Origin of the sequence: Mesorhizobium caraganae, assembly GCF_016836705.1 — a bacterium.
GTDB classification, from domain to species: domain Bacteria; phylum Pseudomonadota; class Alphaproteobacteria; order Rhizobiales; family Rhizobiaceae; genus Mesorhizobium; species Mesorhizobium caraganae.
This window is the reverse complement of record NZ_JAFCGY010000008.1, coordinates 142,123-155,535: the sequence shown is the minus strand read 5'-3', so window position 1 is coordinate 155,535 and position 13,413 is coordinate 142,123. Positions and strand designations below refer to the sequence as shown.

Sequence of the window (13,413 nt, the reverse complement as noted above, 5' to 3'; positions counted from 1 at the left end):
GATGGCTTCACCGCGTCTCATCATGAAGATGAAGGTTGCGAGCCTGCGTCACGAAGCCGGAGACGTGAGCGTCGTTGAGTTCCGCCATCCACGACGTCCGCAACTGCCTTCATTTGAGGCGGGTTCGCACGTCGACATCCACATGCCGGGTGGGAAGGTGCGCCAGTACTCGCTGATGGGCCACCCAGCGGACCTGTCGCGATATCTGATTGGTGTAAAACGCGAAGAGACTGGCCGGGGTGGCTCCGCCTGGCTCCATGCCAACCTCAAGGTCGGAGACGAGATGCCGGTCTCGGCGCCGCGCAACCACTTCAGGCTCCACGACAAGGCCCAGGCGCATCTTCTGCTGGGCGGCGGCATCGGAATAACGCCGATGATCGCGATGGCGCGCGCGCTGGAGGCGCAGGGTAAGGCTTTCGTTCTCCATTTCTTTGCACGCAGCCGTTCGATGGCTCCGATGCTGGCCGATCTGGAGGCGGAGCTACCTGCCGATCGCCTCGTACTGCACTTCGACGACGATCCCGCCACCGTCGTGGATCTCGCCGAACTGCTGAAAGAGCAGAAGGACGGGACGCACCTTTACTATTGCGGGCCCCCCGGTTTCATGGCGTGGGCAAGAGCGTCTTCGGCGCATTGGAAGCCCGACACGGTCCATTTCGAGGCCTTCCAGCCCGAAGAAGATCCAAACTTCGCGCCCGAGCCGTTCACCATCCAATTGCATTCGACCGGCCAGGAACTCGAGGTTCCTGCGAACGCCTCGGCGCTCACCGTACTGCGCGCCGCCGGTTTGCTTCTCTTCTCGTCCTGTGAGAACGGCGTTTGCGGCAGTTGCGAATGCGGGTTCGTCGCCGGCGAACCGATCCACCGAGACGCCTTCCTTAGCCCTGAGGCCAGAACACGTCGCTTCATACCATGCGTATCGAGGGCCAAGGGGCAAATCATCCTGGATTTGTGAACCAGACGTCGTTCTCCTCGCTGGAGCTTGTCATGTCGCATCCCAAAAACACTGCAGTCGGCTCCGACGAACGCGAGGGCGGTTTCGCGACCCGGGCCATCCATTTCGGCAACGACCCCTCGCAATATGTCGAGATGCTGGTGACGCACCCAGCAAGCATCTTGCGTCCGGCAGACAGTCAGGCCGGAAAGCCAAACCCATCAAAGGCGCGGGCGAAGATCTCATCCGCTTTTCCGTCGGATTGGAGGATGAGGGCCACGTCTGGGACGATCTCACCCCGGCCCTGGAAGGAGCATGAACGGCGCGGCGAAAACGGCACACAGCCCACATGCCGGTTGCATTGGGGCGGCGATCTGGGAGGACCGGTCAGGTCATCTGAGCAATCCGCGGACGAGGGGCAATAAAATCCGAGCAAAACTCGATGTCGTCCTGGATCGGCATACCGTCAAAAAATGCAATCCGGCGACATCGTAAAATGTTGCCAAATGGAGGAAACAACATGAAGTGTCATCACACGATTTGGGCAGCGTCTATGCAGAAGCCAATAAGTCGGAGGAAAATAACGATGATCACCGAGAAAGCGCTCCGCATCCGCCCGTTGATCGTCGCGTTGTTCGCAGTTGTGACCATCTGGTCGGGCACATCGGTGACTGCCAAGGCCGATGGCCTTGTCAATCAAATTAAACAGCGCGGCGAGATTATCGTTGGCACAGAAGCCGATTTTGAACCTTTTGCATTCAGAGTGGATGGAAAGATTCTTGGTTATGACAAGGACATCCTCGATCTCGTGGCTGAGAAATTGGGGGTCAAGGTCACCCTAGTTGATCTGCCTTTTCAGGGGCTGCTGCCTGGTCTTCTGTCGAAAAAATTTGATCTGAAAGGTTCATCGACAACGATCACTCCCGAGCGCGCCGCCAAATTCGCATTCACGCGACCGACTGGCACGGGCGTCACGATGATCCTTGCGCGCGTGAAGGACGACAGCATTAAAGAGCCCAAGGACCTGAATGGCAAAGTGGTGGCAACCCAACTTGCCTCCTCGCCTCAGCCAAAGGCGGAACGTTTTGGCGAACGCCTGAAGGCGGAAGGTGGCGCCGGCTTTGAACTCAAGCTCTTCAGTTCCTTTCCCGAATGCAATGTTGCACTTGCCTCCGGCCAGGTTGACGCAATCGCGGTGCCGTCAACAACGGCCGCGTTACTGATGAAGAAGTTGCCCGACACCTTCAAGATCATCGGCACGATCGAGAACCCCGTCTATCTGGCGTGGGTAGTGCGTCCCGAAGACGGCGATCTACGTGACTTCATCAATGCTCAGATAGGCGAACTGGCCGACAGCGGGAAGCTGAAAGAGCTCCAGATGAAATGGTTTGGCTACGAAATGGAATTGCCGGCCCACGGCTATCTTCCCGAGGGCGCCAAGTAATCCATTTAGTTCCCCTCCGCCGGCGCGCTACCGCGCGGAGGGTTCGAATTGTTGCATCTGTCGGTGCCTCAGCCAGTTCATCGCCTTCCGAGGACAGGTCCCACGAAATGTTCGACATGTCATTTTTTCTGACACTGCTCCCGAGGTTCATTTGGGGTGCTGCTGTTACGCTGGGCGTGTCACTGGCCGGATTCACACTGGGAACGGTTATCGCCCTTGGCCTGCTCCTGCTCGCGAGATCGCGCATAGCACTGGCCAGATGGATCGTGGCGATCTACACGAGTTTCATTCGCGGTACGCCGCTGCTGGTGCAAATTCTCGTCATCTACTACGCCCTTCCGGGCCTGACCGGCATCGAACTGTCGCCGCTCGTGGCGGGCGTGTTGTCCCTGAGTTTCAACAGCGCTGCATTCATTGCCGAAAACCTGCGCGCAGGGTTGTTCAGTATCCCCTCGGGACAGTTCGAGGCCGCCAGTGCCTTGGCCCTGCCGCGTCACATTGTGGCCCTCAAAGTCATCCTGCCCCAACTCGTACGCAATATCATTCCGCCAATGGCCAGTGAATTCACTATTCTGGTAAAGGCCTCTGCGATCTTGTCGGTCATCTCGGTTGTGGAACTAACACGCACAGCTCAACATGTGATGATGGAGACCTTCCGACCGACGGAAGCTTTCTGCACTGCTGCTCTGATATATTTCTTAATTCTGTTCACCTTCTCCGTGTTCACTAAACGTTTGGAACACAAGCCGTCAGGAGCTCCGCGCTAATGCAGTTTGACGTTGCGGTAATTCTGGACAACTGGCAGCCGCTAGCAGATGGCTTCGCACGAACCATCGGCATATGCACTGTCTCCCTACCAATCGGGTTTATTCTCGGCGTCGCGCTGGCGCTCCTGCGCCTACACGGCGGGCTTGTATTCGCAACATTTGCCGCGGCCTATGTTGAGCTGCTTCGCAACATCCCCTTCCTGACCCAGGTTTTCCTGCTGTATTTCGTCCTGCCAGAATTCGGCCTGCGCCTGTCGCCGCTGGTGGTTGGTTTCATTGCGCTTTCGGCCTATGCCAGTGCCTACGCAGCCGAGATCGTCCGCGGCGCAATCCTTTCCGTACCCGCAGGCCAAACGGAGGCCGGCTATGCGCTCGGCCTTGGCTATGCGACCATCCTTCGCCGCATCCTTCTGCCACAGGTGCTGGGTTATATTCTCCCGACCTCGACCAACCTGGCTATCGGGCTCATAAAGGAATCAGCGGTCCTTTCGGTCATCACAGTTCCTGAGCTGACATATGAAGCCCAAGATATTATTGGACGCACGTTTTCGCCGGTCGAAATCTTTACAATCATCGCATTGCTTTACTGGGGCCTGACGGCACTCGTTTCCACGTTGACGAAGTGGCTCGAGATCCATCTCCAACCTTATTTGACTGCCCGACGCACTGGCTAAAAACGCCGTATTAACGACAAGGCAAAAGGCGCTCGATGACCCTACTCCGTCGCCACGCAGTTCGATCACTGTCAGGCCCATCATCTTCAATCGATTATCGCTGCTCCCCACGCAGGATATTTCAGGTGACCTTATGACCAACTTGGATGAGTTCCCCCGCGAAGACGAGGCTGGGACCGGCATCAAACCGCCGGCCGCTGTCGAAATAATTGGCCTTAACAAGTGGTACGGCGCCTATCATGCACTTCACGACATCGATCTTCGCGTCGTGACCGGCGAGAGGATCGTTATCTGCGGGCCTTCAGGCTCCGGCAAGTCCACGCTGATCCGATGCATCAACCGCCTAGAACGTCATGATCAGGGCTCAATTTCGGTTGGCGGATTAGAACTGACAGACGACCCCAAGCGCGTGCAGGCCACCCGGCGCGAAATCGGCATGGTGTTCCAGAACTTCAATCTGTTTCCACATATGACGATCTTGGAGAACTGCGTTGTGGCACCGATGTCGGTAAAAAAGATAGCACGCGCGCAGGCCGAGGAGCTGGCACGCAGCTTCCTCGCGCGAGTACGCATTCCCGAGCAGGCGAAAAAGTACCCAGGCCAGCTTTCGGGCGGTCAACAGCAGCGAGCCGCAATCGCTCGCGCTCTGTGCATGTCGCCGCGCATTATGTTGTTTGACGAACCCACCTCCGCACTCGATCCTGAGATCATCAAGGAGGTGCTCGACACCATGATCGCACTTGCGAACGATGGTATGACCATGCTTTGCGTCACTCACGAAATGGGTTTCGCCCGACAGATCGCCGACCGGGTCATCTTCATGGATCATGGTCGGATTGTAGAAACCGCCGCGCCGGCCAATTTCTTCGCCAATCCGCAGCAGGTCCGCACCCGTCAATTCCTCAACCAGATTCTGCGGTGAAATCGGACAAACAACGGCTAGTCTGATGATCAATCGGGGAGTGTCAGCAAAATCTGCGAAATTTCTGCTCGCGCGGTCTGCTTCGTGGGATTCTCTTTCCATGCGGCGCCGCCTCGGTCCGCACGAAACCGTTGCCGGTGGTAGCCGTATTCGTATCCTCTTTCGTTTCTCGGGCCGCCACCATCGCGACCTCGATGGCTGTCGTTGACCGTCGTGCCGCATCCGAAGAGTCGTCGCCGCGCAGTAGAGAGCGGCCAGGGCGAGGCTTTCTTGCATAGATGGTGTTCTTCTTCCCCGACCCGCCTTCAGAGATCAGAGACGGCTCATACAAAAGGAACCGCACATGTCAGGTCCTACAGTTGGATTAGACATCGCCAAGCATGTGGTTCAAGTTCACGCCGTCGGTCTTCGGGTAGGCCTGTCGTCCGTTGCAAATTGCGGCGATCCGAGGTGCTCGACTTTTCTCGAAGCTCGAATGCAGCGTGATCGGCATTAAAGCATGCGATACGGCGCACTTTTGGGGCCGAGCGCTCAGCGAGATCGATCATGAGCTGAAGTTCATAGCGCCCTTACGTGGAGTGGCGCAGCCACTTCCCCGGGGGAAGCTTTGACGATCCATCCCATGCTTTTAACAGACGCTACCGCAGTGACCGCACCCCGAGCCTGACAACCATTGTCTTCTTCGCTTGCCTGCACGCCCTTGCGCACTCCGGGGGGTAGCCCCAATTGGACGCCGGACGACGCTGAAATTGGAAGCTTTATCTTAGGTTCCAGTAGCGGGAACGAGCGTGTGCGATAGCTTTTCGCAGCCATCGTCCGTGACAAGGAGCATGTCTTCAATACACGCGCAGCCAAAGCTGTGGTCGGCGATGATCGGTTCAACGTAAAAGCACATCCCCGCTTCGAGCTTCATCGGGGGATGATCGCGAAACAGTGGCGTTTCCGTCAGGTCGAGCCCGAAGCCATGGCAGAGCGAAAAATCCCAAGCGGAAAAACCGCGCTCGGCGATCGCCTCGTTCATGACCTCGACCACAGACATGGTGGTCACGCCGGGCCGTGTATGCCGAAACGCTGCATCGTTGGCCGCCGTTACCGCGTCGAGAAGAGCAATGATCTGCTTGGAGGGGTGGGCCACGACATTGCGTGACATGTCCGACTGGTAGCCGAGCAATTTGCAGCCGAGATCGATGACGACGAGGTCCGTTGGCGCGATGATGCCGCCCGGGCGAGCGAAGACGTTTTTGAGGCTGCCCCGCCGGCCAGTTGCGGGAAAGCAGCCGAACGACATTCGCTCGGCGCCCGCCGCGATGCAGGCGTAGTTGGCAGCGGCGGCGACCTCGCTTTCGCTTGCCCCGGGCACCGCTGCCCGCATCGCCGCATCCATGGCGCGCGAGGTCAAGTCCGCGGCGCGACGAATGACCGCGATTTCTGCCGGGCTCTTAATGGCACGCTGCCGGGCGAGCAGGCTATCGCCGGCGTGCAGCGCCCTTTCGCCATAGGCGTTGGCGAGCCTTCGCGCCGTTCCGTAAGGTATCCGCGCGTGGCCGGCGACCACGACCCGATCGTCGGGAACGCCCCACTCGGCCAGCACTGCAGCGCTTTTTTCAAACAAGTCGTCGGCCGACCTGGCAAAGGAGACACGGACGTCCCTGAGCCAACTCGTCTGGATATTTGAATGCATGGGTTCGCCGTGCGCGACGGCGTTAGTCACCAGCACCGGCGCGCGTTGGCGGTGGATGAGCACAACCGAGGTACCCCAGACCATGTTGAACCCGGAGAGATAGCGGATATTGCCCCCCCGATCAGCATCATCCCAGACCAGAAGAGCATCGATGTCGGCGGCCGTCATGGCGGTTTGCAGCGACGCTACGCGACTCTCGAACTCGGCGACGGGGAAATCCAGTTCCAGCCAGGGTTCACGATCGGCCCACCCGTACGGTATCTTTGCAGTCATTGGTCGTCCTTTTCATTTGGTGATCAGGGGGCACCAAGCGTCACGAGCAGGGTCTCGATATCGGCCATGCTGTTGAAGCCGTGCACCGAGATGCGCAGGCGGCCATTACCCGACGCCACCAGAATGCGGGCCTCGGCGAGACGGGTCGCAAGTTCAACGGAGTGGTTGGTGCGAAGCGCAATCGAGGTGCCGCGGCGCTCCTCCTCAGCCGGCGTCCATACCGGCCATTCGAGCCGTTCAAGACGGTTCCTCAACTCACCCGAAAGCGCCATTGCGTGGCTTGCCACGGTGCTGGCCTGGGCGCTGGCCAGTACATCAAGACCGGCGCCAAGGGCATAAAGGGCCGGGAAGTCCGGATTGCCGAGTTCGAAGGCGGCAGCACCACGCTTAGGTGCGAAATCAACGCCGTTGCTGGCAGCCGCATAGTCGGTGACGGAGAACCAGCCAGCGGCAGGGGTTTTCGGCTCGCCCAGCCGCGCGTCGTTCCAGACTAGGATGCCGGTGCCGTGGCTGCCGAACAGGAATTTGTGGCCGCACGACACCATGATGTCGGCAGCATCGGATGGCACCGGCAGCACTCCGAGCGAGTGGGACACGTCGAGTGCAAGCGCTACGCCGTGTTGATGCAGGCGCAAGGCGAGGCCGGCGATGTCGTGCCGACGGCCATGACGATAGCTGACATGACTGACGAGAACGAGACGGCTGCGGCTGTCGATGGCGGCCAGCAAGGCATCCTCCACGGCATCCGGATTGGCGTCGACCACGCGCAGCACTACGCCGAACCGTGCGAGGCCGGCGCCGGCCAGGACGACGGAAGGGAAGTCGTCGGAGAGGGCGACGACATTGTCGCCCTCTCGCCAGTCGATGGCGTTAAGTGCTGCCGTCAATGCCGCGCTGACAGAAGCCAGAAAACCGATCCGCTCCGGCTGCTCGATGCCCATCAGACGAGCAAGGCGACCGCGCACTTTATCCAGTTCGGCCTCAAGACGCTGGCGGCCGAAAATGCCGTCAGCCTTGTCAGTGGCGTAGCGCGAGTAGGCGGCGATCCCGGCACGGGGGAGCGGTGCTTCCCCGCCGGAAAGCAAATGCACCGTCCCCGACTCCAGCGCCAACCGCGCCGGGTCGATAGGCGGACAGGCCGGATCGCCTATCAAAGCCCCCTCCCCAGCACACTTTGCAGGAAGGATTGCGTGCGCGCCTTGTTGGGCTTGCCGAAAATCACCGCTGGTGCGTCATCTTCGACGATCAGGCCCTCCTCCATGAAGATGGTGCGCGTCGCCACGTCCCGCGCAAAGCGCATTTCATGGGTGACAATCAGCATGGTGATAGTGCTTTCCTGGGCCAAGCCCTGGATGACGGAGAGCACCTCATCGACGCGCTCCGGGTCGAGCGCCGAGGTCACCTCGTCAAACAGGATGATGCGCGGCTGCATGGCGAGGGCGCGGGCAATCGCCACCCGTTGCTGCTGGCCGCCGGAAAGTTGCCTGGGGTAGTGGTCGGCCTTGTCGGCGAGCCCCACCGTGCATAGCAAGGCCATGCCCATGTCGCGGGCTTCCTTTGACCCCATCTTCTTAACGTGGATTGGCGCCTCGATGACATTCTCGATGGCCGTGCGATGAGGGAACAGGTTGAACTGCTGAAACACCATGCCGATGTCGCCACGCACGGCGCGGGTCTCCTCCGGGGTGGCGGGGACCAGACGACCGCCCTCTGGGCGCTGGCCCAGGTAGCGCCCGAAGACCTCGATGGAGCCAGCGTCGATTTTTTCGAGCGTCATCAGCACCCGCAGCAGCGTGGTCTTTCCCGAGCCGCTACGCCCGATGATCGAGATGCGCTCGCCCGGCGCGACATCGAGGTCGAGCTTGTCGAGAATGGTCAGGCTACCAAAAGCTTTCGACACGCCACGCAGCCGCAGGGCCGGCGAAGGAGGGATGTCAACGGGCAGCATAGCGCTTCTCCAGCAAACGGACGGCCACGGCGGAAAACAAGCTAAAGATCAGGAACAGGATTCCGACCATGGTGAGCGGCTCATAGTAGCGATAGCTGCGGTTCGCCTCGGCAAGGGCGACGCCCAGCATCTCGAGAATGCCAATGGTGGCCAGTACCGGCGTATCCTTGAACATGGCGATGGCGTAGTTGCCGAGTGGGGGAATGATCGGCGGCAGCGCCTGTGGCAGGATGATCCGACGCCAGACCAGCGCGCGGGGCATGTTGAGCGCGTGCGCCGCCTCCCATTGGCCGCGCGGTACTGCGGTGATGCCAGCGCGGTAAACTTCCGACATGTAGGCGGCGTAGTGGATTCCGAGCGCGATGACGCCGGTGAGATAAGTGGGAAGCGCGATGCCGAACTGCGGCAGGATGTAGAATAGAAAGAAAAGCTGGATCAGCAGCGGTGTGTTACGGACGAACAGCACCACCGCCGTCGTTGCGTAGCGGACGATACGAAGGCGTGAACGAGTGAGGATTGCCATGAGGAGGCCGAGCACTGCCGCCAGCAGCGTGCCGAGCACCGTTGCCTGCACGGTGACGACGGCGCCCTTGAGCAGCAGCGGCGCGATCTGCAGAAGATAGGTGAGATCGAAATTCATGGGCGGAACTCTAGGTCACGACCGGCGCCCATGCGCTTTTCCAACCAACGCATCCCCAGGGTCAGCACCATCGCGGTGGCAAAATAGATCATCAGCACCAGGCCATAGATCTCGAGCGTGCGGCCCGTCGTCTGGAATAATGTGTTGCCGGCAAAGGCGAGGTCAAAGATGGTGATCAGTGACAGCAGTGATGTCGCCTTGAGCAGTTCAATCAACAGATTGCCAAAGGGCGGCAGCATCGTCACGAAAGCCTGTGGGAAGATCACGCGGCGCAGCGCCATCGCCGGCGACATGTTGAGGGCGATACACGCCTCGCGCTGACTCTTGGGCACGCTGCCTATGCTGGCGCGCACCACTTCGGAGCCGTAGGCGCCTGTATTTAGCGCCAGCACCAGGACGCCTGTGGTCACTGGGTCGAGCGACATTCCGAACAGAGGCATCACGTAAAAGAAATAGAACAGCTGAACCAACAGCGAGGTGCCGCGGAACAATTCGACATAGATGATGGCCAGCCACTGCAGTAGCTTGATCGGCGCGAGCCGCGCCAGGCCGCTCACCAGTGCCATTACCAGCGCGAGCGGTGCCGCAAACGCGGTCACAAGGAGGGTCGTCTGCAGCCCCTTCATCAATTGCGGAAGCAAGTCGAGCAGAGCCGTCATCGTCGCCTTTCACGGGGGTGCCGGTGGGCGGTCGGGCGCAGAGCCCGACCGCTTGCAGTCAGGCTTTGCAGAGCGTTTCGATGGACGGCGTCTCGGCCGTGGGGGTCAGCGCGGCCGGCAAGCCCCATTTCTCGTTTATCTTGGCGAGTTCGCCACTGGATACGAGCTTGGCGAGACCGGTATTGTAGGCCTCGCGCAGGGCTTTGCTGTCCTTGTGGAAGCCCATGGCAGCATAATCGATCGCCGGTTTGCCATTAACCACCGGGTCGACAAAGTTGTCGACGAGTTGAACGCTGGAATCGTTCATCGCCTTCATTGTCGAGGCGATAATGACAAGCGAGCTGATCACGGCGTCGGCGCGGCCACCCTTGACCGCCGACAACAGCGTCGGCACGTCGGGCAGAACGACCCAGTTCGATTCGGCAATACCTGCGTTCTTGACGTATTCCTCGTCGACAGAACCGCGGATGAAGCCGATCCTGGCGTTGCCATTCTTGGCCACGTCGCCGAGCGACTTTAGGCCCATCGGGTTGCCGGCAGCTACCACCAACCCCTCGCGGCTTAGCGAATCGGGGTTGGCAAAATCAATGAGCTCACAACGCTTCGGCCGGACGAAGAGCCCGGTGCAAATAACGTCGAAACGACGGGCGACGAGGCCAGGAATGAGCGCGCCGAATTCTGTCAGTGAGGCGTCTAGCTTTTCGACGCCGGCATCGCGCATCGCGGCACGAAGCACATCAGGGGACTGGCCGGTAAGGTTGCCGTCCTTATCAAGAAAGGCATACGGGAGTTGGTTGGACATACCGACGCGCAACGTCGAGGGAATTTTGTCGTCGGCAAGGCTGGGGCCGGTGACGACCAGCAATCCGGCACCGGCAAGGCCAGCACCAGTCAGTTTCATCAGGTTCCTACGCGTCAGAGTCATGGTTCATCTCCTCCGAATTGGGCCACTTAGGTAAGAACCACAAATGCGTCTTTGTTGCAAGTATATTTTCGACAATCTTCAAAAAGGCTGATTTGGCTTGCCTCCGCGCGGCGGCTCACGTACCTTGCAAGGCATGATTGAAGCCCCAATGATCGAAAACACTGGTTCCCCTCGTCCGCGTAAAGGGTTGGAACACAAGACTATCGCCTCGGCGGTGGCCAGCGAGTTGCGTAAGCGAATTGTATCGGGAACGTTTGCCGGTGGCTTTCCACTGAGGCAAGACATGCTGGCTAACGAGTTCGGTATCAGCCGGGTGCCACTTCGAGAAGCACTCGTGCTGCTGGAATCCGAGGGCTTGGTAGAGATCTATCCCCATCGCGGCGCGGTAGTTTCAACCATCTCCGTGGAAGAAATCCGGGAAGTGTTCGAACTTCGCGCGCTGCTTGAGCCTCGCCTGCTCGCGATCAGCGCGCCCCTGCTTATCGCGGAGGACTATAGCTACCTCAGGGAAGTCGCCGCGCGCTACGTCGAGGCCAAGCGCACCGGCAATATCGGCGGATGCGCCGAGCTCAACACGGCCTTTCATCTCGGGCTGTACCGTCACGCCGGGCAGAAGAAGACACTCAGCATCGTGAAGGGACTGCTACAGGACAGCGAGCGACACACGCGCCTGCAACTCTCGTTTGGTCGGGACATCGCCATTGGCGATGAGGTCAGGATACTCAGCCTCTGCGCGGCGGGCCGCTATGTTGAGGCCTGCGAGGCGATGGAGGAACATATCAAGACGGCAGTCGCCACCCTCATCGACTCCCTTAGTGGGGTGCAACAAACTGGATGAGGGCGTCGCGTGCCGGTGGCTGGAGGGAGGGCGCGCCGATCGAGACATTCGCGCCGAGGGGCTGGAGGTCCACTCATGGCCGCGCGACCTTGATGTCCAGCGTGATCACCGGCAAGGTCTGCTTTCAGGAACCGGCATAGCTGTCCCAACGTCCGAAATTAGGCGCAAAGGGGACATCCTAGCGGCAGGTCGTGAGGCGCGCCTACCAAGCGACGGCAGTGTATTTGGTTTCGATATATTCCATAATGCCATGACGCCCGCCCTCGCGACCGAGGCCGCTGGCCTTCATTCCACCAAAAGGCGCCGCCGGATCGGAAACCAGTCCGCGATTGAGACCGACCATGCCGGTCTGCAACAGCGATGAGAGCCTGAGCCCGCGCTGCAAATTGCTCGTATAGAGATAGGAAATCAACCCGAATTCGGTGGCGTTGGCCGCGGCAATTGCGGCGCCTTCATCGACAAAGGATGCAATGGGCGCCACTGGGCCGAAGATTTCCTCGTTCATCATCTGCGCATGCCCCGGGACATCGCGAAGAACGGTCGGCGCGTAAAAATAGCCGGAGCGATTCAGTCGGTGCCCGCCCGTCACCACCTTTGCACCGCACGCGACTGCGTCCTTGACGAGATCATCGATTCTTTCGACAGCGTCCTGATTGACGAGCGGGCCGCACTGTGTCGATGGCAGCGAACCGTCATCGACTTTCACAGCGCTCATGCGCGCGGCAAACGCCTCCACAAACTGCTCGTAATGCGCCTGATGAACATAGAACCTGTTAGCGGCGGTGCAGGCCTCGCCGCCGTTGCGCATCTTGGCGAGCATTGCGCCCTCAACCGCCGCATTCAAATCCGCATCATCGAAAACAAGGAAGGGAGCGTTGCCGCCAAGCTCCATGGAGCAACTGATCACCTGGTGCGCCGCCTCGCGCAGGAGAACCCGCCCAACTTCCGTAGAGCCTGTGAAGGAAAGCTTGCGCACGCGCGGATCCCGGAGAATGGCCCTCACGACTTTACCGGTGTTACGTGTTGTCACCACATTGACGACGCCGGCCGGCACACCGGCTTCCCCAAGGATTTCCGCGACGGCATAGGCCGTCAATGGAGTTTCGGTGGCCGGTTTCAGAATGCAGGTGCAACCGGCGGCAAGAGCCGGCGCAATCTTGCGTGTTGCCATGGCCGCCGGAAAATTCCATGGCATGACCAGCAGTGCGATGCCAATAGGTTCGTGCTGGACCATAATTTTGTAGGCGCCTGACGGCGAAGGGCCGAGTTCGCCAGCAAGCCTCACTGCTTCTTCCGCGTACCACCGGAAAAATTCCGCCGCGTAGGCGACTTCCCCCTTTGCATCTGATAGTGCCTTACCGTTTTCCGTGGCAATCAGCGCGGCAAGAAAATCCGATCTTTCCGTCATGAGCTCAAACGCGCGCCGTAGGACTTCGGCGCGCTGACGAGGTGCGGTCTTCGCCCAGTTTTCAGCTGCGGCAGCTGCCGCATCGACCGCGGCAATCCCGTCCTCCACCGAGGCGTTGGCGACGGAGGTGATGGCTGCCTCCGTCGACGGATTGACAACCTCGATATCCTCGCCTCCCCGTCCCTTTCGCCAGTTTCCGCCGATCAACAATCCAGTCGGCAGGTTGTCGAAAGCATAGGTGGAAGACTTCAGTGCTTCGTCCATGATGTTCATCCGTTAAATGAGTTTCTTGTCAACTGG

The 13,413-nt window shown here is 59.8% G+C and carries 13 protein-coding genes; 6 read left to right on the top strand and 7 right to left on the bottom strand.

The genetic code is table 11. From position 1 onward, the window contains the following. The first annotated feature begins 1 nt into the window (after window position 1). The 5 genes from JQK88_RS17315 (at window position 2) to JQK88_RS17295 (ending at window position 4,741) form a co-directional block, all read left to right on the top strand. Window positions 2–955 carry a PDR/VanB family oxidoreductase gene (locus tag JQK88_RS17315; RefSeq protein WP_192255820.1) on the top strand — a complete coding sequence of 318 codons (954 nt, stop codon included), beginning with the start codon at window positions 2–4 and terminating at the stop codon, window positions 953–955. A gap of 565 nt (window positions 956–1,520) precedes the next feature. Next, window positions 1,521–2,378 (top strand): transporter substrate-binding domain-containing protein, encoded by an 858-nt coding sequence (locus JQK88_RS17310; protein WP_203278932.1) that lies wholly within the window; start codon window positions 1,521–1,523, stop codon window positions 2,376–2,378. A 107-nt stretch (window positions 2,379–2,485) separates the two neighbouring features. Then, window positions 2,486–3,145, top strand: a complete 660-nt coding sequence (locus JQK88_RS17305; protein ID WP_192255824.1) for an amino acid ABC transporter permease — start codon at window positions 2,486–2,488, stop codon at window positions 3,143–3,145. Then, a complete protein-coding gene (locus tag JQK88_RS17300) occupies window positions 3,145–3,819 on the top strand; it encodes an amino acid ABC transporter permease (protein WP_203278931.1) in 675 nt (224 codons plus the stop codon). The genes JQK88_RS17305 and JQK88_RS17300 overlap by 1 nt, the downstream gene beginning before the upstream one ends. A gap of 133 nt (window positions 3,820–3,952) precedes the next feature. Next, window positions 3,953–4,741, top strand: a complete 789-nt coding sequence (locus JQK88_RS17295) for an amino acid ABC transporter ATP-binding protein (protein ID WP_192255826.1) — start codon at window positions 3,953–3,955, stop codon at window positions 4,739–4,741. A gap of 763 nt (window positions 4,742–5,504) precedes the next feature. Here JQK88_RS17295 and JQK88_RS17290 read toward each other — a convergent pair. From JQK88_RS17290 to ehuB, 6 genes are read right to left on the bottom strand one after another with little or no spacing between them, the layout of a single operon-like run. Next, entirely contained in the window at window positions 5,505–6,695 is a 1,191-nt protein-coding gene (locus JQK88_RS17290) for a M24 family metallopeptidase (RefSeq protein WP_281401921.1), read from the bottom strand. 23 nt (window positions 6,696–6,718) lie between these two features. Next, window positions 6,719–7,807, bottom strand: coding sequence for an aminotransferase class V-fold PLP-dependent enzyme (locus tag JQK88_RS17285; protein ID WP_203278930.1), 1,089 nt, complete (start codon window positions 7,805–7,807; stop codon window positions 6,719–6,721). A gap of 38 nt (window positions 7,808–7,845) precedes the next feature. Then, entirely contained in the window at window positions 7,846–8,643 is a 798-nt protein-coding gene (gene ehuA, locus JQK88_RS17280; RefSeq protein WP_192255829.1) for an ectoine/hydroxyectoine ABC transporter ATP-binding protein EhuA, read from the bottom strand. Next, window positions 8,630–9,283 (bottom strand): ectoine/hydroxyectoine ABC transporter permease subunit EhuD, encoded by a 654-nt coding sequence (ehuD, locus tag JQK88_RS17275; RefSeq protein ID WP_192255830.1) that lies wholly within the window; start codon window positions 9,281–9,283, stop codon window positions 8,630–8,632. The genes ehuA and ehuD overlap by 14 nt, the downstream gene beginning before the upstream one ends. Then, a complete protein-coding gene (gene ehuC, locus JQK88_RS17270; protein WP_192255832.1) occupies window positions 9,280–9,942 on the bottom strand; it encodes an ectoine/hydroxyectoine ABC transporter permease subunit EhuC in 663 nt (220 codons plus the stop codon). The genes ehuD and ehuC overlap by 4 nt, the downstream gene beginning before the upstream one ends. A gap of 58 nt (window positions 9,943–10,000) precedes the next feature. Then, window positions 10,001–10,867 (bottom strand): ectoine/hydroxyectoine ABC transporter substrate-binding protein EhuB, encoded by an 867-nt coding sequence (gene ehuB / locus JQK88_RS17265; RefSeq protein WP_203278929.1) that lies wholly within the window; start codon window positions 10,865–10,867, stop codon window positions 10,001–10,003. Window positions 10,868–11,015: 148 nt separating this feature from the next. Here ehuB and JQK88_RS17260 point away from each other — a divergent pair, with 148 nt between their 5' ends. Next, window positions 11,016–11,705 carry a GntR family transcriptional regulator gene (locus JQK88_RS17260; RefSeq protein WP_192255836.1) on the top strand — a complete coding sequence of 230 codons (690 nt, stop codon included), beginning with the start codon at window positions 11,016–11,018 and terminating at the stop codon, window positions 11,703–11,705. Window positions 11,706–11,907: 202 nt separating this feature from the next. Here JQK88_RS17260 and JQK88_RS17255 read toward each other — a convergent pair whose 3' ends face one another. After that, window positions 11,908–13,386, bottom strand: coding sequence for an NAD-dependent succinate-semialdehyde dehydrogenase (locus JQK88_RS17255; protein WP_203278928.1), 1,479 nt, complete (start codon window positions 13,384–13,386; stop codon window positions 11,908–11,910). Window positions 13,387–13,413 lie beyond the last annotated feature (27 nt).

What these genes read in the sequence shown, in the direction of transcription:
- JQK88_RS17315 (WP_192255820.1), top strand. Translation starts at nt 2, where the DNA reads ATGGCTTCACCGCGTCTCATCATGAAGATGAAGGTTGCGAGCCTGCGT.
- JQK88_RS17310 (WP_203278932.1), top strand. Translation starts at nt 1,521, where the DNA reads ATGATCACCGAGAAAGCGCTCCGCATCCGCCCGTTGATCGTCGCGTTG.
- JQK88_RS17305 (WP_192255824.1), top strand. Translation starts at nt 2,486, where the DNA reads ATGTTCGACATGTCATTTTTTCTGACACTGCTCCCGAGGTTCATTTGG.
- ehuA (WP_192255829.1), bottom strand. Translation starts at nt 8,643, where the DNA reads ATGCTGCCCGTTGACATCCCTCCTTCGCCGGCCCTGCGGCTGCGTGGC.
- ehuC (WP_192255832.1), bottom strand. Translation starts at nt 9,942, where the DNA reads ATGACGGCTCTGCTCGACTTGCTTCCGCAATTGATGAAGGGGCTGCAG.
- JQK88_RS17260 (WP_192255836.1), top strand. Translation starts at nt 11,016, where the DNA reads ATGATCGAAAACACTGGTTCCCCTCGTCCGCGTAAAGGGTTGGAACAC.
- JQK88_RS17290 (WP_281401921.1), bottom strand. Translation starts at nt 6,695, where the DNA reads ATGACTGCAAAGATACCGTACGGGTGGGCCGATCGTGAACCCTGGCTG.
- JQK88_RS17300 (WP_203278931.1), top strand. Translation starts at nt 3,145, where the DNA reads ATGCAGTTTGACGTTGCGGTAATTCTGGACAACTGGCAGCCGCTAGCA.
- JQK88_RS17295 (WP_192255826.1), top strand. Translation starts at nt 3,953, where the DNA reads ATGACCAACTTGGATGAGTTCCCCCGCGAAGACGAGGCTGGGACCGGC.
- JQK88_RS17255 (WP_203278928.1), bottom strand. Translation starts at nt 13,386, where the DNA reads ATGAACATCATGGACGAAGCACTGAAGTCTTCCACCTATGCTTTCGAC.
- ehuD (WP_192255830.1), bottom strand. Translation starts at nt 9,283, where the DNA reads ATGAATTTCGATCTCACCTATCTTCTGCAGATCGCGCCGCTGCTGCTC.
- ehuB (WP_203278929.1), bottom strand. Translation starts at nt 10,867, where the DNA reads ATGACTCTGACGCGTAGGAACCTGATGAAACTGACTGGTGCTGGCCTT.